We start from the raw sequence: 18,280 nt of genomic DNA, 5'->3' as shown, positions 1-18,280 counted from the left end.
GACTTCCCGACACGCTGTCGGCACCGTATTGCGCGGGACGTCCCGGGCGTGGTCACATGGTACCCAGCACGTAGTTAGGTGTGCCTAACCACGCCCGCCCCCGCACTCCAGGAGGCGTCCATGACCGCAGCCCCGCCCACCCACCGGCCCGCCGGGGTGTCCATGCGTGATCTGCTGGCGTCGTGCGCCGCCGCGGACGCCGTCTCCCGGCCGCCGCGGGAGCCGGAACCGCGCCGGAAGCCGGAGCCCGTGGTCCTGCCCGTGCGTGAGGCGCGCCCCAGGGCGGCCTGAGGTCCCCGGCGGCCCGGAGCCGGCTAGCGGATCACGACCACCCGTACGCCGATCGTCGCGAACCGCCACATCGCGTCCCCGTCCTCCCTGTTCTCCCGGATCCCGCCCGTCTTCACGCCCGGGTCGGGCGCCGGACCGGTGCCGTCACCCACCGCCGCGCTGAAGCCGATCGCCACGCCCCGCACACTGGTGAAGCGCACCACGTGCTCCACGGGCCGGCCGTCGGTCCCGGTGACCGCGTGGGAGCGGGAGGTCACCCAGTAGGTGCCGGGCGGCGGGTCCACGTTCCCCGGGCGCACCGGGAACGTGCGCTGCATCCGGCCGCGGTCGTCGACCAGCCAGACCCGGTCGTCGTCCACCGAGTACACCACCCGTTCACCCGTACCGGAGCCGCCCGGCAGGGCGGTCGGGTTGTGCCGGTCCCGGGGTGCCTTGGACGCGGACGCCGAGGGGGACGCGTGCGCGGCGGGCGTGCCGGGCAGGGCCGCCGGGGCGGTCGTGTGGGCCCGGTAGGCGAGGAGGCCGACCGTGCCGAGGGCCGCCGCGGTGAGGACGGCCACGGCTGCCGAGCTGGTCCCTGCCACGTGCGCCCACCTCTGCTTCGTCCGATATGTCGTACTTCATACAGACCGTAGCAGTCGGTGACCGTACGACCCGGACGGCCATGCGGGCGGCGCGGGCGCCGTAGGCTGTTCGCGTGCTCTTGCTCGCTCTGGATACCGCAACACCCGCCGTCACCGTCGCGCTGCACGACGGCACCGACGTCATCGCCTCGTCGAGCCAGGTGGACGCACGCCGGCACGGAGAGCTGCTGCTGCCGGCCGTCGACCGCGTGCTCACCCGGGCCGGACTGAAGCTGGAGGCGGTCACCGGGATCGTCGTCGGCACCGGTCCCGGCCCCTACACCGGCCTGCGCGTCGGCCTGATGACCGCCGACACCTTCGGCCTCGCCCTCGGCGTCCCGGTCTACGGCGTGTGCACGCTCGACGGCCTCGCCCACGCCGCCGGCATCGAGACGGGCCCCTTCGTCGTGGCGACCGACGCCCGGCGCAAGGAGGTCTACTGGGCCACGTACGCCGACCCGCGCACCCGCCTGACCGGTCCGGCCGTCGACCGCCCGGCCGACATCGCCGGACAGGTCGCCGGGCTCCCGGCGGCCGGCGCCGGCGCGCTGCTCTACCCGGACACGTTCCCGGACGCGCGCGAGCCCGAGCACGTGTCCGCCGCCTCCCTCGCCTCGCTCGCCGCCGGGAAGCTGGCCGCGGGCGAGGAACTCCCGGCGCCCCGGCCGCTGTACCTGCGCCGGCCCGACGCCCAGGTCCCCAAGAACTACAAGGTGGTCACCCCCAAGTGACACAGCCGGCAGCCCCCGTCCTGCGCGAGATGCGCTGGTGGGACATCGACCCGGTCCTGGTGCTGGAAAAGGACCTCTTCCCCGAGGACGCCTGGTCCCGGGGCATGTTCTGGTCCGAGCTGGCCCACTCCCGGGGCCCCGACGCCACCCGGCGCTACCTCGTGGCCGAGTCCGCCGGCGGCGTCGTCGGCTACGCCGGCCTCGTCGCCGCCGGCGAGCAGGCCGACGTCCAGACCATCGCCGTCGCCCGCGACCACCAGCGCACCGGCCTCGGCGCCCGCCTGCTCACCGAGCTGCTGCGCGCCGCGACCGCGTTCGAGTGCCACGAGGTGATGCTCGAATGCCGGGTCGACAACATCCGCGCCCAGAAGCTCTACGAGCGCTTCGGCTTCGCCCCCATCGGCTTCCGGCGCGGCTACTACCAGCCGGGCAACGTCGACGCCCTGGTGATGCGCCTGACCACGGAACCCGGCAGCGGCTCCGCCGCGGGCTCCGCCCCCGTACAAGGAACCGATATCAATGACTGACGAACCCCTCGTCCTCGGCATCGAGACCTCCTGCGACGAGACCGGCGTCGGCATCGTCCGCGGCACCACCCTGCTGGCGGACGCCATCGCCTCCAGCGTCGACGAGCACGCCCGCTTCGGCGGAGTCGTGCCGGAGGTGGCGTCCCGGGCGCACCTGGAGGCGATGGTCCCCACGATCGACCGCGCGCTGAAGGAGGCGGGCGTCTCGGCCCGCGACCTCGACGGCATCGCGGTCACCGCCGGTCCCGGGCTCGCGGGCGCGCTGCTCGTCGGCGTCTCGGCGGCCAAGGCGTACGCGTACGCCCTCGGCAAGCCCCTGTACGGCGTCAACCACCTCGCCTCGCACATCTGCGTGGACCAGCTGGAGCACGGCCCGCTGCCCGAGCCGACGATGGCCCTGCTGGTCTCCGGCGGCCACTCCTCGCTGCTGCTGTCCTCGGACATCACCTCCGACGTCCGCCCGATGGGCGCGACCATCGACGACGCGGCCGGCGAGGCCTTCGACAAGATCGCCCGCGTGCTGGACCTGGGCTTTCCCGGCGGCCCGGTCATCGACCGGTACGCGAAGGAGGGCGACCCGCGGGCCATCGCCTTCCCGCGCGGCCTGACCGGCCCGCGCGACCCGGCGTACGACTTCTCCTTCTCGGGTCTGAAGACGGCCGTGGCCCGCTGGATCGAGGCCCGGCGCGCGGCCGGCGAGGACGTCCCGGTGCGCGATGTGGCCGCGTCCTTCCAGGAGGCCGTCGTCGACGTCCTCACCCGCAAGGCCGTCCGCGCCTGCAAGGACGAGGGTGTCGACCACCTGATGATCGGTGGTGGGGTGGCCGCCAACTCCCGGCTGCGCGCCCTCGCCCAGGAACGCTGCGAGGCGGCCGGCATCCGGCTGCGCGTGCCCCGCCCCAAGCTGTGCACGGACAACGGCGCGATGGTGGCCGCGCTCGGCGCCGAGATGGTCGCCCGCAACCGGACCGCGTCCGCCTGGGACCTGTCGGCCGACTCCTCCCTGCCGGTGACCGACCCGCACGTACCGGGCCACGACCACGATCACGTGCACGAGGTCAGCAAGGAGAACCTGTACTCGTGACCGTCGCGCTGATGTGGGAGGCGCGCGCCGCGGCGGGCCGCGGGGAGGACCTGCTGGCCTGGGTCCGCGGACAGGCCCTGACCCCCGGGCCGGCCCGGCGCGAGACCTTCCGCGCGCCGCAGGACCGGGTGCTGGTCGTCACGTGGTGGGACGCGCCGTACGACGCCCCGCTGCCCGAGCTGCCCGAGCCGGACGCGGATCTGGTGACCCGCGCCGTGCACCGCTGGCGCTTCGAGGCGGTGACGGACGGCGGCGCGGACGGCTGATCGGCCGGGTTGATCCTTCCGGCCGAACTGCGCTATGATCATCACACAGCGAACGGCCGGAACACCGGCCCGGACGCAGTGCGTTGGTGGTCCAAGGAAAGACGTCCCGCTTCCTGCGGGGAGATGCAGGTGCAAGGCCTGCCCGGCGCTCCACTCGATACCCCGCCCCCGGGTTCCCGGAGGCGGGGTATCGGCGTTACGGCAGCCCATCCGTGGCGTCACCCGAACCGGTTGTCATGCTCAGGAAGACCCGCCGGAGCCGTCGCCGGGCCGTGATGCAGGATCAGCCCGTGAATACCGGCAGCAGACGCACCGTCCTCGCCTCCGTCGCCGCCGTGGCCGCGGGCCTGCCCACCCTCGACGCCGTGCTCGGCAGCGGCGCCACGCCGGCCGCGGCGGCCGACCAGTACGCGTCCAACACCGACCTGTACACCCGTACCGCGGCCAAGGAGGGCACCGACTGGTCGCGCCGGTTCCGCATAGGGGCGCCGGTGCAGGTCACGGACAACGTCCGCGGCACGAGCAGCCCCGTCACCAGCACGGCGGTGATCGCGCCGCACGGCGGCGGGATCGAGGCCGGCACGAGTGAGCTGTGCCTGGCCGTCGCCGGTTACACGCCCTTCGACGCGGGCACCGACCCGGCGGGCGCGGAGGTGCCGGGAGAGCCGCAGCGCGACTACTGGATGTTCGAGGCCCTGGCCAACTCCGCCGCGCAGCACGTCACCGCCACCCACTGCGACGACCCGGCCGCCCTGGCCGTCTGCGCCGGGAACCTGTACGCCGTCTCCCTGCACGGCTTCGACGACACGACCACGAAGAAGATCATCGTCTGCGGCCGGGATGAGCGGCTCAAGCGCAACCTGCTCGCGGCCTTCAGGAAGTACGGCCTTTCCTCCCCGGCCGCCGACGCCGACCGGAACGTGACCGTGGTCCTCGCGGGCGCCGCGGACCCCATCAACGGCGACGACCCGGCCAACATCGTCAACCGCACCCGCACCGGCGCCGGCGCCCAGATGGAACTGTCCACGGCACTGCGCAAGGCGATGTTCGGTGACTTCTCCGGCGCCGCCGGACGCAGGGCGACGGCCGGTGTGCCGAGCGCCGGCAGCTCCGACGCCGACCACTTCTGGAACGGCTTCGTGGCTGCCGTCCGTGACGCCGTCAAGAACCACGAGCTGGGCCTCGGCGCCCTCTAGAGCCTCTCGTCCGGATCACGCCGGGCTCGCGGGGCCCGGCACCGCGCCCGCCACCGCCCGTGACCCCGGTGAGTGAACGCGGCGCGTTCCGTACCCTGGCGGCATGCGCATGCGCCCCACGCTGAGCTGGACCCCCACCGAGGACCTGCCCGCGGGCACCACGGACCCGGAGCCGGTCGCCGCCGCGCTGGGCGCCGGCGGTGTGCTGGTGCTCAGCGGGGCGGGCATCTCCACGGAGTCGGGCATCCCCGACTACCGGGGCGAGGGCGGGAGCCTGAGCCGGCACACCCCGATGACCTACCAGGACTTCACCGCCGACGCCGGGGCCCGGCGCCGCTACTGGGCGCGCAGCCACCTCGGCTGGCGCACGTTCGGCAGCGCCCGGCCCAACGCCGGGCACCGGGCCGTGGCCGCCTTCGGGCGGCACGGCCTGCTCTGCGGAGTGATCACCCAGAACGTCGACGGCCTGCACCAGGCCGCCGGGAGCGAGGGCGTCGTGGAACTCCACGGCAGCCTGGACCGGGTCGTCTGCCTTTCCTGCGGCACTCTCAGCCCGCGCCGCGAACTCGCCCGGCGGCTGGAGGAGGCCAATCCGGGCTTCGAGCCGGTGGCCGCCGGGATCAACCCGGACGGTGACGCCGATCTCGGCGATGAACAGGTCGGCGACTTCCGGGTGCTGCCCTGCGCGGTCTGCGGGGGCATCCTCAAACCGGACGTGGTGTTCTTCGGCGAGGCCGTTCCGCCCCAGCGGGTGGAGCACTGCCGGGAGCTGGTCCGGGCCGCGTCCTCGCTACTGGTCCTCGGATCATCGCTGACGGTGATGTCCGGGCTCCGGTTCGTCCGCCAGGCGGCCGAGGCCGGGAAGCCGGTGCTGATCGTCAACCGGGACCCGACCCGCGGCGACCGGCACGCCCTCACCCGGGTCGCGCTGCCGCTGGGGGCGGCCCTCACCACCGTGGCCGGCCGGCTGGGTCTGCCCGTCGACGGCCGAGCGGCGGCCTGAACCCGCCATGACCGGAGCCCGACACGCCGAATGTTTCTAATCTCTTAGCGAATGTTGCGAGGATCCGCGCCGAGCATGACCCTTCGTCGCGACGGGCCCTGGGGTTACGATCGCGGGCATGAAGCCTTCGAAGCCCGCAGAGACGCAGACGGCGACCCTCGCCGAGATCGCCCGTGAGGCCGGGGTGTCCGCTCCGACTGTTTCGAAGGTCCTCAACGGCCGGGCCGACGTCGCCCCCGCCACCCGCGCCCGCGTCGAGGAACTGCTGCGCGCCTACGGCTACCGGCGCCGGCGCGCCGAGGCCTCCCGGTCACCGCTGATCGACCTCGTCTTCCACGAGCTGGAGAGCGCCTGGGCGATGGAGGTCATCCGGGGCGTGGAGAACGTGGCCCGGGACACGGGTCTGAGCGTCGTGCTGTCCGAGTCGGCCGGGCGGCTCACCCCGGGCCGGACCTGGGCCGACCAGGTCGCCGCCCGCCGCCCGCACGGCGTGGTGCTGGTGCTGTCCGGGCTCGACGAGTCCCAGCGGGCGCTGCTGACCAGCCGCTCCATCCCGTTCGTGGTGATGGACCCGGCCGGCGACCCGGGCCCGGACGTGCCCTCGATCGGCGCCACCAACTGGCAGGGCGGGCTGGCCGCCACCCGGCACCTGGTGGAACTCGGCCACACCCGGATCGGCGCGATCAGCGGCCCGTCCCGGATGATGTGCAGCCGGGCCCGGGTCGACGGCTACCGGGCGGCCCTGGAGACGGCCGGCGTGTCAGTGGACCCCTCGCTCGTCGTGACCGGGGACTTCCACCACGACGCCGGCTACCGCCTGGGCCTGGAGCTGCTGCGCCGCCCGGACCGGCCGACCGCCGTCTTCGCGGGCAACGACCTCCAGGCGCTCGGCCTGTACGAAGCTGCCCGCGAACTCGGTCTGCGCGTCCCGGAGGACCTCAGCGTCGTCGGCTTCGACGACCTGCCGGTGGCCCGCTGGGTCGGCCCGCCGCTCACGACCGTACGGCAGCCGCTGACGGAGATGGCCGAGGCCGCGGCCCGGCTGGTGCTGGAGCTGGGGCGCGCCGAGGGGGAGCGGGCGGCGACCCGGGTGGAGCTGGCGACGAGTCTGGTGGTGCGGTCGAGCACGGCGGCGCCCGCCGCGGTGTGAGGGCCGCGGTGTATTGACGGGTGCCAGGCACCACCCCACACTGCTCCGAGTCAATCGGTTGTTCGGCCGAAACATTCGGAGGCCCCCGTCGTGAGATCCCTGAGGACCGGATCACCCCGCGCGTCCCTCGCGTCCCTCGCATCGGTGCTGACCGGCGTCGCACTGCTGTTCACGGCACCCGCGGCGCACGCCGCCGACACCCCGCTGCGCGACCTCGCGGCGGCGAAGGGCAAGGTCGTCGGCACCGCCGTCACCGGCTCCCGGCTCACCGGGACCTACGGCGACATCGCCGGCAGCCAGTTCGGTTCGCTCACCCCCGGCAACGCCATGAAGTGGGAGACCGTCGAGCCCACCCGGGGCAGCTTCAACTGGACCGAGGCCGACCAGATCGTGGCCTTCGCCCAGGCCCACGACCAGCAGGTGCGCGGCCACACCCTGGTCTGGCACAGCCAGAACCCGGGGTGGCTCGCCAACGGCACCTGGACCCCCGCTCAGCTCGGCAGCTTGCTCCAGAACCACATCACTACGGAGGTCGGCCGCTACAAGGGCAGGATCGCCGCCTGGGACGTCGTCAACGAACCCTTCGACGAGGACGGCACCTACCGCTCCGACCTCTGGTACAACGGCCTCGGACCGGGCTACATCGCGAACGCCCTGACCTGGGCGCACGCGGCCGACCCGGACGCCAAGCTGTACATCAACGACTACAACGTCGAGGGCGTCGACGCGAAGTCCACCGCGCTGTACGACCTGGTGAAGTCCCTCAAGGCGCAGGGCGTTCCGATCGGCGGCGTCGGCCTCCAGGCCCATCTGGTCCTCGGCCAGGTGCCGTCGACGCTCCAGCAGAACATCCAGCGCTTCGCCGACCTCGGCGTCGACGTGGCGATCACCGAGCTGGACGTCCGCATGCAGCTGCCGGCCGACAGCACCGAGCTCGCCCAGCAGGCCGCCGACTTCAAGTCCGTCGTGGCCGCCTGCGCGGCCGTGACCCGCTGCGTCAACGTCACCGTCTGGGGCTTCACCGACGCCGACTCGTGGGTGCCCGGCACCTTCCCGGGCTACGGGGCGGCGACCCCGTACGACGAGAACTACCAGCCCAAACCGGCGTACCACGGCATCGCGGAGGCGCTCGGCGGCTCCACCGACACCCCGCCCCCGGGTCCTGGTGCCTGCACCGCCGCGTACACCGTCACCAGCCAGTGGAACGACGGCTTCACGGGGCAGGTGAGGATCTCCTGCTCCGGTGCCTCGCTGTCCTCGTGGAAGGTGAGCTGGAACTACGGCGCGGGCCAGCGGATCACCCAGGCCTGGAACGCCGCCTGCACCCAGTCGGGGACGGCCGTGTCGTGCGCCAACGCCTCCTACAACGGCGCTGTCCCGGACGGCGGTTCGGTGACCTTCGGGTTCAACGCCTCCTGGAGCGGCGGCAATCCCGTGCCGGCGGTGACACTGGGATGAGCGGCGGGCCGGCGGGCGGTGGTGGCTGAGGACCGCCGGCCGCGCCCCGGCGGGCGCCCTGGTGCCGGGCACGGCGGCGGGCCGTGTACCGCAGTGAGGCGCCCTGGAGGGTCCCGCCCACCGACGAGCGCGAGGCGAAGCCCTGCCGGAGCGGCTCGCTGGAGCGGGAACCGCCGAGCCCGATCCGCGGGGCCGCCGGCGTGCTGCCCACGGGTCCGCGACTCGTGCCGTGGACAGGGATGTTCTGGCCGTCGTAGGGCGCGCTCCGAGAACCCTCACGCCGGATCGCACAACCTTCCACGCGGCCCGCGGGTCTCCTACGGTGACCAAGTCGTTGTCATCAGGGGGTTTTCCGTTGTTCCGCCTGCGTTCGCACGCCCGTTGGGCGCTGCCGCTGTCCCTGGGGCTGACCGCCCTCACCGTCCCGGCCGCGTCCGCCGCCCCGCCCGTCCCGGCCCCGTCCAAGGCAGCGCCGGTCCGTGACGACTTCAACGGCGACGGATACGCCGACCTGGCCGTCGGGGCCCCGAACGCCACCGTCGGCGGCCGGGCCGGGGCGGGCTACGTCACCGTGATGTACGGCGGCCCGCACGGCCTGTCCACCGGCCACCGCGCGATCCTCAGCCGGGCCACCGCGGGCGTCCCCGGCGACCCCGTCAAGGGGCAGGGCTTCGGGCAGCAGGTCTCCGAGGGCGACCTGGACGGCGACGGCTACACGGACCTCGTCGTCGGCAGCGGTTCGCCGCGGGACGGCGGGGCCGTCGTCTGGGGCGGGCCGCGCGGGCTGTCCGGCGGCAGGCAGATCCCGGCCACCGACACCCAGACCGGTGACTTCGACGGCGACGGGCGCCTCGACCTCGCCGTGTTCAGCGCCGGTTTCGGCGGGGGCGACGACCCGGCCGGCACCACCGCCACGATCTGGAAGGGACCGCTCGAGCGCACCGGTACCCCTGCCGCGCGGACCCCGCTCGACCCCGACCACCTCCGGTACGTCGACATCCGCGACGGCGACACCGGCGACATCAACGGCGACGGCCGCACCGACCTGGTGCTGACCGGCTACTGCGGCGACGGCAACGACTGCAGCGTGCTCTACCTGAGCGGTCCCGCCGGGCTCACCCGGGTCACGGACCAGCACCCGGGCGGCGACGGCGCGGCCGCCATCGGCGACCTCGACGGCGACGGGTACGACGACCTCGTCACCGGGTTCCAGAACGACAACGCGGTCTGGGTGATGTACGGCAGCGCCGCCGGGCTGGGCGGCCGGAGCACCTGGAAGCGGTTCACGCAGGACACGCCCGGCGTCCCCGGCAGCCGGGAGGAGACCGACGAGTTCGGCCGGTCGGTCGCGGTCGGTGACATCACCGGTGACGGCGTCGACGACCTCGCGGTCGGTGCGCCCGACGAGAACGGCGAGGGAGTGGTGGACGTGCTGCGCGGCAGCCGCTCCGGACTGACCGGCGCCGGTGCCCAGGCGTTCGGCCAGGACACCAAGGGCGTCCCCGGCACCGCCGAGCAGTACGACTCCTTCGGGTACGTGGTCCGGCTGCTCGACATCAACGGCAACGGCCACGCCGACCTGGCCGCCGCCGCCCCCGGCGAGGACGGCGGCAACGGCGCGGTCTGGGTGCTGCGCGGACGCCCCTCGGGCCTGACCGCCGACGCGGCCCTGGCCTTCGGCGGCAAGGCCGTGCGGGCGCCGTACACGAAGGCGGCGTTCGGCTTCGAGCTGCGGTAGCGCGGAGCCATCGGGGCGGCGGGGCGGCGGAGGAAAATTCGCGCACGTCCACCCGGAGAGCGACCGGCACGCCGACGCCATCCCCGCGACGCGAGGGACCGGGCCCTGCCGCTCAGCAGGGCCCGGACGCTCCGGCAGCCCCCCGGACCGGGGCCCCGACCAGCATCGTCGGCGCTCCCGCCACCCGCGTGAGGAACACGGTGGCCGCGTTCGGTCCCTGTGGTTTCACCTTCCGGCGCAGTTCCTCCGGCTCGACCGCCGAGCCGCGCTTCTTCACGGTCAGCGTGCCGACCCCGCGTTCGCGCAGCAGCGCCTTCAGCTTCTTGACGTTGAACGGGAGCCGGTCGGTGATCTCGTAGGCGGTGGCGTACGGCGTGGGCCGCAGCTCGTCGGCGGTGACGTAGGCGATGGTGGGGTCCACGAGGCCGCCGCCGATCTCATCGGCCACCTCCGCGACCAGGTGGGCGCGGATCACGGCGCCGTCCGGCTCGTACAGGTACCGTCCCACCGGGCGCACCCCGGGATCGGGCAGGCCCCGGCCGGCCAGTGTGCGCGGGCCGGGCAGCAGCGTGGCCCGCACGGCACCCGGCGTCCCGGTCCCGAACCACAGCACCGCCTCCTTCACGTCGCCGCCGTCGGAGACCCACTCGGCCTCGGCGGCGTCGGGCACCGCCTCGTGCGGGATGCCCGGGGCGATCTTCAGCGCGGCGCGCGGTGCCGCGGCGGCGGTCCGGACCGCCCAGGACAACGGCGGCGAGTACGCCTCCGGGTCGAAGATCCGGCCGCGTCCGCCCCGCCGGGCCGGGTCCACGAACACCGCGTCGTACCCGGTGGCGTCGACCTCCGTGACGTCCGCCTCCCGCACCTCGATCAGCCCGGCGAGCCCCAGCGCCTCGGCGTTCGCGCGGGCCGCCGCCGCGGTCAGCGGGTCCCGGTCCACGGCCAGTACGCGGATCCCGGCCCGCGCGAGCGCGATCGCGTCACCGCCGATCCCGCAGCACAGGTCGGCGACGGAGGCGACGCCGAGGTCCGCGAACCGCCGCGCCCGGTACGCCGCCACGGCGGCGCGCGTCGACTGCTCGACCCCGTTCGGTGTGAAGAACATCCGCCCGGCGTCCTCGTCCCCGAACTTGGCCGCCGCCCGCTGCCGCAGCCGGGCCTGGCCGAGCGCGGCCGACACCAGCTCGGCAGGGTGGTCGCGGCGCAGCCGGGTGGCGACGGCGAGTTCGTCCGCCGGGGCGGTGCCGCGCAACTCGTCGAGGAGGGCGCGGCCTTCGGGGGTGAGGAGCGGAGCGAGGTCGTTCACCGGGTCATTGTGGGCCAGTCGGTGGATGATGCGCGCCCGGCGGCGGTGTCGGCCGGGAGCGGGGGCCGCGGCCTGGGAGGATCCGACACCATGCGAGTAGTAGTACAAAATGACAAAAGTCGGGCATCGGGCGTGCCGGTGGCCGTCCGCTGCGCAGCCCTCGCCCTGGCCGGCGCCGCCCTCCTCACCGGCTGCGCCGACGGCGCGGAACCGGCCGCCGGACGGGGCGGCCCGGCCCGCCCCGTCGACCCGCGGACCCGCCAGGCCGCCGAACGCGCCCGCCAGGCCGCCGAACGCGCCCGCCAGGCCGCGGAACACGCCCGGCTGGCCGCCGCCGCCCACCGCTGGGGCCTGGCACGCACCCCCCTCACCCCGCCGGCCCCGCCCGCCAGGAAGCCCGAGATCACCGCCCGGGACGGCTTCGAGGTGGACGGGCAGGAGGAGGAGCGGCTTCCACCGGTCTTCACGACCGTCCCCACCCGGCAGAAGGTCGTCTTCCTCACCATCGACGACGGCGCGGAGAAGGACCCCGCGTTCCTGCGCATGATGAGCGAGCTGAAGATCCCGTACACGGCCTTTCTGAGCAACTACCTCGTCAAGGAGGACTACGGCTACTTCCGCAGGATGCAGGCGCGGGGCGTGACCCTGAACAACCACACCCTCACCCACCCCTACCTGCCCGGACTGTCCTACGACGAGCAGAGGCACGAGATCTGCGGCATGCAGGACATCATGAAGAAGCAGTTCGGCAAGGCGCCCACCGTCTTCCGGCCGCCGTACGGCAACTACAACGGCGACACCCTGCGCGCCGCCAAGTCCTGCGGGATCAAATACGCGCCCATCTGGGACGAAGAGGTCTTCGTGGACCACTGGGAGTACCGCGAGTGGGACCGCAGCCTGCACCCCGGCGACATCGTCCTGACCCACTTCCGGGGCCGGGAGGACTGGAACGGCACGATGCTGGACGACATGCGCCGCTTCCTGGACAAGGTCACGCGCGAGGGCTACGCCGTGGCCCGCCTGGAGGACTACCTGTGAGGCCGCGGGGCCCGGCCGCGGTCCTCGCCGCGGCCCTGCTCCTGACGGGCTGCGCCCCGTCCGTCGACCCCATCGAGCGGCTCGGCAAGAAGGCCGCCGAAGGGGTGCGCCCGCAGGGCCCGGTCCCCGACCGCGGCTACCGTCGCTGGGGGCTGGCCGAACCGCTCGCCCGCTCCCCGCTGCACACCGCCCGGCCGCTGTCCGCGCACCCGGGGGCCCACGCCCTGCCCCCGGTGGCCGACCATGTTCCCACCCGCGACCGGATCGTCTTCCTCACCTACGACGACGGCGCCGAACAGGACCCCCGCTTCGTCGACATGGTCCGCGAACTGCGGCTGCCGGTCAGCGTGTTCCTCACCGACAGCGTCGCCGGCCCCGGCTACGGCCACTTCGCCCGCCTGCGCGCGCTCGGCGCCGGCATCGAGAACCACACCCTCGACCACCGGGCGTCGGCCGGGACGCCGTACGCCTCCCAGCGCGCCGAGATCTGCGGCCAGCAGCACCGGCTCCACGCCCGCCTCGGCGTCCGCCCGCGCCTCTTCCGCCCGCCGTACGGCTCGTACGACACCACCACCCTGCGCGCGGCGGCGGACTGCGGCATCACCGCGGTCGCCCTGTGGCGCGCCGCCCTGACCCCGGGCGGCCTCGTCTACACCCACGGCCCGCGCCGGCTGCGCCCCGGCGACATCGTCCTGGTGGGCCCGGACGAGTCGACGGGCCTGTCCCTGCGCGAACGCACCACGCGGGTGCTGCGCAAGGTGCAGGAGCGTGGGCTGACCGTCGGCCGTCTCGAGGACTATCTGTAGGCCCGGCACCGGCCGCCCGCGGGTCGACGGCGACGCCCCGGCACCCCCCGAATCGGGGCGACGCGCCGCGCGCACTGGCACTCCGCTTGACCGAGTGCTAATCACGGTCATAGTCTCGGCTCTGGCACTCGGCAGTAGAGAGTGCCAACAAAGCGACGGGCAGGTCCGGCACCCGCGACGACGGATCCACCTGGTCGCCACCTCAGACAGTCAACCCCGAGATCTCCGAAGGGGGAGGTCGGATCGTGACGACCACCAGCTCCAAGGTTGCCATCAAGCCGCTCGAGGACCGCATTGTGGTCCAGCCGCTGGACGCCGAGCAGACCACGGCCTCTGGCCTGGTCATCCCGGACACCGCGAAGGAGAAGCCCCAGGAGGGCGCCGTCCTCGCCGTGGGCCCGGGCCGGTTCGAGAACGGCGAGCGTCTGCCGCTCGACGTCAAGGTCGGTGACGTCGTCCTCTACAGCAAGTACGGCGGCACCGAGGTGAAGTACAACGGCGACGAGTACCTCGTGCTCTCGGCTCGCGACGTCCTCGCGATCATCGAGAAGTAATCACCTCAAGCACTTCGCTGCTCTGAGCTGCGCCCCTGGCCCCCGCGAATCGACAAGAAGCCGGGCGCCCGGGGCGCAGTCTCTTTTCACCCACTGATTTCGGAGAGGGCTCCCGCTTTCATGGCGAAGATCCTGAAGTTCGACGAGGACGCCCGTCGCGCCCTTGAGCGCGGCGTCAACAAGCTTGCCGACACGGTGAAGGTGACGATCGGCCCCCGCGGCCGCAACGTCGTCATCGACAAGAAGTTCGGCGCCCCCACCATCACCAACGACGGTGTCACGATCGCCCGCGAGGTCGAGCTCGAGGACCCGTACGAGAACCTCGGCGCCCAGCTGGTGAAGGAGGTGGCGACCAAGACCAACGACATCGCTGGTGACGGCACCACCACCGCCACCGTGCTCGCCCAGGCGCTGGTACGCGAGGGCCTGAAGAACGTCGCCGCCGGCGCTTCCCCGGCCGCCCTGAAGAAGGGCATCGACGCCGCGGTCAAGGCCGTCTCCGACGAGCTGCTCGCCACGGCCCGCCCCATCGACGAGAAGTCCGACATCGCCGCCGTCGCCGGGCTGTCCGCCCAGGACCAGCAGGTCGGCGAGCTGATCGCCGAGGCGATGGACAAGGTCGGCAAGGACGGTGTCATCACCGTCGAGGAGTCCAACACCTTCGGGCTGGAGCTGGACTTCACCGAGGGCATGGCCTTCGACAAGGGCTACCTGTCGCCGTACTTCGTGACGGACCAGGAGCGCATGGAGGCCGTCCTGGAGGACCCGTACGTCCTCATCCACCAGGGCAAGATCGCCGCCATCGCCGACCTGCTGCCGCTGCTGGAGAAGGTCATCCAGGCCGGTGCCTCCAAGCCGCTGCTGATCATCGCCGAGGACGTCGAGGGCGAGGCCCTGTCGACCCTGGTCGTCAACAAGATCCGCGGCACCTTCAACGCCGTCGCGGTGAAGGCCCCCGGCTTCGGCGACCGCCGCAAGGCCATGCTCCAGGACATCGCCACCCTCACCGGCGGCACCGTCATCTCCGAGGAGGTCGGCCTCAAGCTCGACCAGGTCGGCATCGACGTGCTGGGCTCGGCCCGCCGCATCACCGTCACCAAGGACGACACCACGATCGTCGACGGCGCCGGCAAGACCGAGGACGTGCACGGCCGCGTCGCGCAGATCAAGGCCGAGATCGAGAACACCGACTCCGACTGGGACCGCGAGAAGCTCCAGGAGCGCCTCGCGAAGCTGGCCGGCGGCGTGTGCGTGATCAAGGTCGGCGCCGCCACCGAGGTGGAGCTGAAGGAGAAGAAGCACCGCTTGGAGGACGCCATCTCCGCGACCCGCGCCGCGGTCGAGGAGGGCATCGTCTCCGGTGGCGGCTCCGCCCTGGTGCACGCCTCCAAGGTCCTGGCCGGCAACCTGGACAAGACCGGCGACGAGGCCACCGGTGTCGCCGTGGTCCGCAACGCCGTGGTCGAGCCCCTGCGCTGGATCGGCGAGAACGCCGGCCAGGAGGGCTACGTCATCGTCTCCAAGGTCAAGGACCTGGAGGCGGGACAGGGCTACAACGCCGCCACCGGCGAGTACGGCGACCTGATCAAGGCCGGCGTCATCGACCCGGTCAAGGTCACCCGCTCCGCCCTGGAGAACGCCGCCTCCATCGCCTCCCTGCTCCTCACGACCGAGACCCTGGTCGTCGAGAAGAAAGAAGAGGAGCCGGAGGCCGCGGGCCACGGCCACAGCCACGGCCACGCTCACTGAGCGAGTGCACGCCCGAGTGAAGGCCCGGTCCCGGCAGGGGACCGGGCCTTCGCCCTGTGCACCGGCTGTGCCGCCGTCCGCTGCCCCCGGCTCCGCGCGGCCCGGTCGCGCGGCCCGGTGCCGCCCCACCCGCTCCCCCCATCCGGACGCCGGGACGCGGGGACGCGGGGGCGACGGGGTCCCGGGCCCCGGCGCCCCGGGACTGCGGCGCCCCCGGTCCGCTACTGCGGCCCGTACTTGCGCCCGGTCTTCGCGCTGATCCCGCCCAGCAGCCCGCGCGGCGCCACCTTCACCAGCCCCATCAGCGCTTTGTACCGGGGATCGGGGACGGACACCGTCTTCCCGCGCGCGAGGTCGGCCAGGGCCGCAGCGACCAGCTTGTCGGCGTCCAGCCACATCCAGCCCGGGATGTTGTCCGTGCCCATGCCGGCCCGCTGGTGGAACTCGGTGCGCACGAAGCCCGGGCACAGCGCCATCAGCCGGACTCCGCTGCCGGCCAGGTCCTTCGCCGCGCCCTGGGTGAACTGCACGACCCACGCCTTGGACGCGCCGTACGTGCCGCGCGGGACGAAGGCGGCCACGGAGGCGACGTTCACCACCCCGCCCCGGCCGCGCTCCCGCATCGCCGCGGTCGCCGCCGACGTCAGCCGGAGCACCGCCTCGCAGTGCACCTTGAGCATCTTCAGCTCGTCCGGCATGGGCACGTCCAGATAGCGGCCCTTGTTGCCGAAGCCGGCGTTGTTCACCAGCAGGTCGACCGGGTTCTTCCGGTCGCCGAGCCGGTCGGCGACCGCCTCGATACCCTTGTCCTCGGACAGGTCGGCGGTCAGTACCTCCACCTCGATGCCGTGCCGGTCGTGCAGTTCGGTCGCCTGCTCGCGCAGCCGCCCGGTGTCCCGGGCCACCAGGACCAGGTCGTGCCCGTCAGCCGCGAGCCGCCGCGCGAACGCGGCACCGATTCCCGCGGTGGATCCCGTAATCAGAGCCGTTGTCATGGCCCAAGCGTAGTGACCCGGCCCACGGGCTCCGCTGCCGCGAGGGCCCTCAACCGCTCCGCGCGGCCAGGTACGCGCGGGCCGCCGCCAGCGTCTCCGGGTGCAGCGGGTCACCCGCGGCCAGCAGCCCGGGCAGCAGGTCCCGGTCGGTGGTGACCGCGCGGAACTGCAACGCCGCCGTCACCCCGTGGTCCGGCCGGCGCACGATCTCCACGGCGTCGCCCGCCTGGATCTCGCCCGGCTCGATCACCCGGAGGTAGGCACCCGATGCGCCCTTCTGTGTGAACCTCCTGACCCAGCCGCGCTCGCCCAGATGGCCCTGGAACGTACGGCACGGGACACGGCCCGAGGTCACCTCCAGCACCACCGCGGGACCGATCCGCCAGCGCTCGCCGATCAGCGCCCCGGAGACGTCCAGGCCGTCCGTCGTCAGGTTCTCGCCGAAACAGCCGTCGGGCAGCGGCCGGCCCAGTTCGCGCTCCCACGCGTCGAGGTCCTCGCGGGCGAACGCGTACACCGCCTGGTCGTTCCCGCCGTGGAAGCGCCGTTCGCACACCGCGTCCCCGGCGAGCCCGCTCCCGCCGGTCCCCTTGGGCCCGGGCGCGGTCACCCGCACCGGCCCGTCGGCCGGCCGCTTGTCGATACCGGTCAGCCCGTCCGGCTGGCCCGTGTAGGGCACGCGCCGGGGGCGGCCCACATTCACCGAGAGCACCTTCATTCCCCGCACGGTACGGGACCGGAGCCCAAAGCGCCGACGCGCGATCGGGCGACCCGTCCAAGGTTGCCTTATGCTCCAGGAGTGATCGAGGCCCGTCATCTCCGCGTCCTGCGCGCCGTCGCCACCACCGGCTCCTTCTCCGCGGCGGGGCGCCAGCTGGGCTGCACCCAGCCGGCCGTCAGCCAGCAGATGAAGGCCCTGGAGACCTCCGTCGGCACCCCGCTGCTCGTCCGCGCGGGCCGCGAGATGCGCCTCACCCAGGCGGGCGAGGCCCTGGTGCGGCACGCCTCCGGCATCCTCGCCGGGCTCACCGCCGCCGAGGAGGAGGTCGCCGCCATCGCCGGTCTGCGCGCGGGCCGGGTCCGGCTGGTCTCCTTCCCCAGCGGCAGCTCCACACTGGTCCCGACCGCCCTGGCCGCTCTGCGCGCCGCCCATCCCGGCACCCGCGTCTCCCTGGAGGAGGCGGAACCCCCGAAATCCGTGGAACTGCTGCGCGAGGGTGACTGCGACCTGGCCCTGGCCTTCCGCTACGAGGGCGCGGCGGTCGCCGAGGACTGGGACGACCTCGTCGTGCGGCCCCTGCTGACGGACCGTCTGGTCGCCCTGGTGCCCGAGCGGCACCGGCTCGCGCGCGCGGAGGACGTCGCCATCGGAGAGCTGGCCGCCGAGCCGTGGATCGCGGGCTGCCCGCGCTGCCGCGGCCAGCTGGTCGAGGTGTGCGAGAAGGCGGGCTTCACTCCGCGCATCGACTTCGCCACCGACGACTATCCGGCGGTGGTCGGCCTGGTCGGCGCGGGTCTGGGGGTCGCCGTACTGCCACAGCTGGCGGTGGAGTCGGTGCGGCCGAGGGGTGCGCGCACGGTACGGCTGGAGCCGGCGGTCCGGCGGGAGATCGTCGCCCTCACCCTGCCCGACCTGGCACAGGTGCCGGCCGTGGCGGCGACGCTGGAACAACTGGCTCGCGCGGCGCTGGCGGCCGGGCGCGCCTAGCGCGGCCCGTCACGGGCACGCGCGCGTGCCGCTCGCCGAGGTGTGGGTGGCCGCGAT

The 18,280-nt window shown here is 73.5% G+C and carries 19 protein-coding genes; 15 read left to right on the top strand and 4 right to left on the bottom strand.

Annotation, left to right across the window (positions count from 1 at the left end; genetic code table 11):
- The first annotated feature begins 120 nt into the window (after nucleotides 1-120).
- Entirely contained in the window at nucleotides 121-291 is a 171-nt protein-coding gene (locus ACGFT1_RS13085; protein WP_373909053.1) for a hypothetical protein, read from the top strand.
- A gap of 23 nt (nucleotides 292-314) precedes the next feature.
- On the opposite strand, the gene ACGFT1_RS13080 is transcribed toward ACGFT1_RS13085, so the two are convergent.
- A complete protein-coding gene (locus ACGFT1_RS13080; protein ID WP_373909052.1) occupies nucleotides 315-875 on the bottom strand; it encodes a hypothetical protein in 561 nt (186 codons plus the stop codon).
- 113 nt (nucleotides 876-988) lie between these two features.
- Here ACGFT1_RS13080 and tsaB point away from each other — a divergent pair, with 113 nt between their 5' ends.
- From tsaB to ACGFT1_RS13035, 9 genes are all read left to right on the top strand, one after another.
- Nucleotides 989-1,645 (top strand): tRNA (adenosine(37)-N6)-threonylcarbamoyltransferase complex dimerization subunit type 1 TsaB, encoded by a 657-nt coding sequence (gene tsaB / locus ACGFT1_RS13075; RefSeq protein ID WP_373909051.1) that lies wholly within the window; start codon nucleotides 989-991, stop codon nucleotides 1,643-1,645.
- Nucleotides 1,646-1,674: 29 nt separating this feature from the next.
- Nucleotides 1,675-2,172: a ribosomal protein S18-alanine N-acetyltransferase gene (rimI, locus tag ACGFT1_RS13070; RefSeq protein ID WP_373909231.1), complete on the top strand. Its 498-nt coding sequence runs from the start codon at nucleotides 1,675-1,677 to the stop codon at nucleotides 2,170-2,172.
- Nucleotides 2,165-3,256, top strand: a complete 1,092-nt coding sequence (gene tsaD, locus ACGFT1_RS13065) for a tRNA (adenosine(37)-N6)-threonylcarbamoyltransferase complex transferase subunit TsaD (protein WP_373909050.1) — start codon at nucleotides 2,165-2,167, stop codon at nucleotides 3,254-3,256. Before rimI ends, tsaD begins: the two co-directional genes overlap by 8 nt.
- Nucleotides 3,253-3,522: a hypothetical protein gene (locus ACGFT1_RS13060; RefSeq protein ID WP_361992012.1), complete on the top strand. Its 270-nt coding sequence runs from the start codon at nucleotides 3,253-3,255 to the stop codon at nucleotides 3,520-3,522. Before tsaD ends, ACGFT1_RS13060 begins: the two co-directional genes overlap by 4 nt.
- Nucleotides 3,523-3,812: 290 nt before the next feature.
- Nucleotides 3,813-4,718, top strand: a complete 906-nt coding sequence (locus tag ACGFT1_RS13055) for a poly-gamma-glutamate hydrolase family protein (protein ID WP_373909049.1) — start codon at nucleotides 3,813-3,815, stop codon at nucleotides 4,716-4,718.
- Nucleotides 4,719-4,821: 103 nt separating this feature from the next.
- Nucleotides 4,822-5,721 (top strand): NAD-dependent protein deacetylase, encoded by a 900-nt coding sequence (locus tag ACGFT1_RS13050; RefSeq protein WP_373909048.1) that lies wholly within the window; start codon nucleotides 4,822-4,824, stop codon nucleotides 5,719-5,721.
- 118 nt (nucleotides 5,722-5,839) lie between these two features.
- Nucleotides 5,840-6,871 carry a LacI family DNA-binding transcriptional regulator gene (locus ACGFT1_RS13045; RefSeq protein WP_373909047.1) on the top strand — a complete coding sequence of 344 codons (1,032 nt, stop codon included), beginning with the start codon at nucleotides 5,840-5,842 and terminating at the stop codon, nucleotides 6,869-6,871.
- Nucleotides 6,872-6,961: 90 nt separating this feature from the next.
- Nucleotides 6,962-8,329 carry an endo-1,4-beta-xylanase gene (locus ACGFT1_RS13040; protein WP_373909046.1) on the top strand — a complete coding sequence of 456 codons (1,368 nt, stop codon included), beginning with the start codon at nucleotides 6,962-6,964 and terminating at the stop codon, nucleotides 8,327-8,329.
- A gap of 355 nt (nucleotides 8,330-8,684) precedes the next feature.
- Entirely contained in the window at nucleotides 8,685-10,067 is a 1,383-nt protein-coding gene (locus tag ACGFT1_RS13035) for an FG-GAP-like repeat-containing protein (RefSeq protein WP_373909045.1), read from the top strand.
- A gap of 112 nt (nucleotides 10,068-10,179) precedes the next feature.
- Here the strand turns inward: ACGFT1_RS13035 and ACGFT1_RS13030 are convergent, their stop codons facing one another.
- Nucleotides 10,180-11,373, bottom strand: coding sequence for a methyltransferase domain-containing protein (locus tag ACGFT1_RS13030; RefSeq protein WP_373909044.1), 1,194 nt, complete (start codon nucleotides 11,371-11,373; stop codon nucleotides 10,180-10,182).
- Between the two features lie 90 nt (nucleotides 11,374-11,463).
- On the opposite strand from ACGFT1_RS13030, the gene ACGFT1_RS13025 reads away from it, so the two are divergent.
- From ACGFT1_RS13025 to groL, 4 genes are all read left to right on the top strand, one after another.
- Entirely contained in the window at nucleotides 11,464-12,411 is a 948-nt protein-coding gene (locus ACGFT1_RS13025) for a polysaccharide deacetylase family protein (RefSeq protein ID WP_373909043.1), read from the top strand.
- Nucleotides 12,408-13,217, top strand: a complete 810-nt coding sequence (locus ACGFT1_RS13020) for a polysaccharide deacetylase family protein (RefSeq protein WP_373909042.1) — start codon at nucleotides 12,408-12,410, stop codon at nucleotides 13,215-13,217. Before ACGFT1_RS13025 ends, ACGFT1_RS13020 begins: the two co-directional genes overlap by 4 nt.
- Before the next feature lie 245 nt (nucleotides 13,218-13,462).
- A complete protein-coding gene (gene groES / locus ACGFT1_RS13015; RefSeq protein WP_066995800.1) occupies nucleotides 13,463-13,771 on the top strand; it encodes a co-chaperone GroES in 309 nt (102 codons plus the stop codon).
- 120 nt (nucleotides 13,772-13,891) lie between these two features.
- Entirely contained in the window at nucleotides 13,892-15,520 is a 1,629-nt protein-coding gene (gene groL, locus ACGFT1_RS13010; RefSeq protein ID WP_373909041.1) for a chaperonin GroEL, read from the top strand.
- A gap of 221 nt (nucleotides 15,521-15,741) precedes the next feature.
- Here the strand turns inward: groL and ACGFT1_RS13005 are convergent, their stop codons facing one another.
- Nucleotides 15,742-16,515, bottom strand: a complete 774-nt coding sequence (locus ACGFT1_RS13005; RefSeq protein WP_373909040.1) for an SDR family NAD(P)-dependent oxidoreductase — start codon at nucleotides 16,513-16,515, stop codon at nucleotides 15,742-15,744.
- A gap of 49 nt (nucleotides 16,516-16,564) precedes the next feature.
- Nucleotides 16,565-17,233, bottom strand: a complete 669-nt coding sequence (locus ACGFT1_RS13000; protein ID WP_373909039.1) for an MOSC domain-containing protein — start codon at nucleotides 17,231-17,233, stop codon at nucleotides 16,565-16,567.
- An 81-nt stretch (nucleotides 17,234-17,314) separates the two neighbouring features.
- Between ACGFT1_RS13000 and ACGFT1_RS12995 the strand changes: the two genes are divergently transcribed.
- The gene (locus ACGFT1_RS12995) at nucleotides 17,315-18,223 is read left to right on the top strand and encodes a LysR family transcriptional regulator (protein ID WP_373909038.1); all 909 of its coding nucleotides are present in this window, start codon (nucleotides 17,315-17,317) and stop codon (nucleotides 18,221-18,223) included.
- Nucleotides 18,224-18,280 lie beyond the last annotated feature (57 nt).

The organism is Streptomyces sp. Y20, from assembly GCF_043195475.1.
GTDB lineage: Bacteria > Actinomycetota > Actinomycetes > Streptomycetales > Streptomycetaceae > Streptomyces.
The sequence above is the reverse complement of the archived record's forward strand: the minus strand, read 5'-3'. Positions and strand labels throughout refer to the sequence as shown.

Bases quoted from the DNA above. Each gene is read 5' to 3' on its own strand.
- ACGFT1_RS13050 (WP_373909048.1), top strand. From the start codon at position 4,822: ATGCGCATGCGCCCCACGCTGAGCTGGACCCCCACCGAGGACCTGCCC.
- groL (WP_373909041.1), top strand. From the start codon at position 13,892: ATGGCGAAGATCCTGAAGTTCGACGAGGACGCCCGTCGCGCCCTTGAG.
- ACGFT1_RS13025 (WP_373909043.1), top strand. From the start codon at position 11,464: ATGCGAGTAGTAGTACAAAATGACAAAAGTCGGGCATCGGGCGTGCCG.
- ACGFT1_RS13045 (WP_373909047.1), top strand. From the start codon at position 5,840: ATGAAGCCTTCGAAGCCCGCAGAGACGCAGACGGCGACCCTCGCCGAG.
- tsaD (WP_373909050.1), top strand. From the start codon at position 2,165: ATGACTGACGAACCCCTCGTCCTCGGCATCGAGACCTCCTGCGACGAG.
- ACGFT1_RS13000 (WP_373909039.1), bottom strand. From the start codon at position 17,233: ATGAAGGTGCTCTCGGTGAATGTGGGCCGCCCCCGGCGCGTGCCCTAC.
- ACGFT1_RS13005 (WP_373909040.1), bottom strand. From the start codon at position 16,515: ATGACAACGGCTCTGATTACGGGATCCACCGCGGGAATCGGTGCCGCG.
- rimI (WP_373909231.1), top strand. From the start codon at position 1,675: ATGCGCTGGTGGGACATCGACCCGGTCCTGGTGCTGGAAAAGGACCTC.
- ACGFT1_RS13085 (WP_373909053.1), top strand. From the start codon at position 121: ATGACCGCAGCCCCGCCCACCCACCGGCCCGCCGGGGTGTCCATGCGT.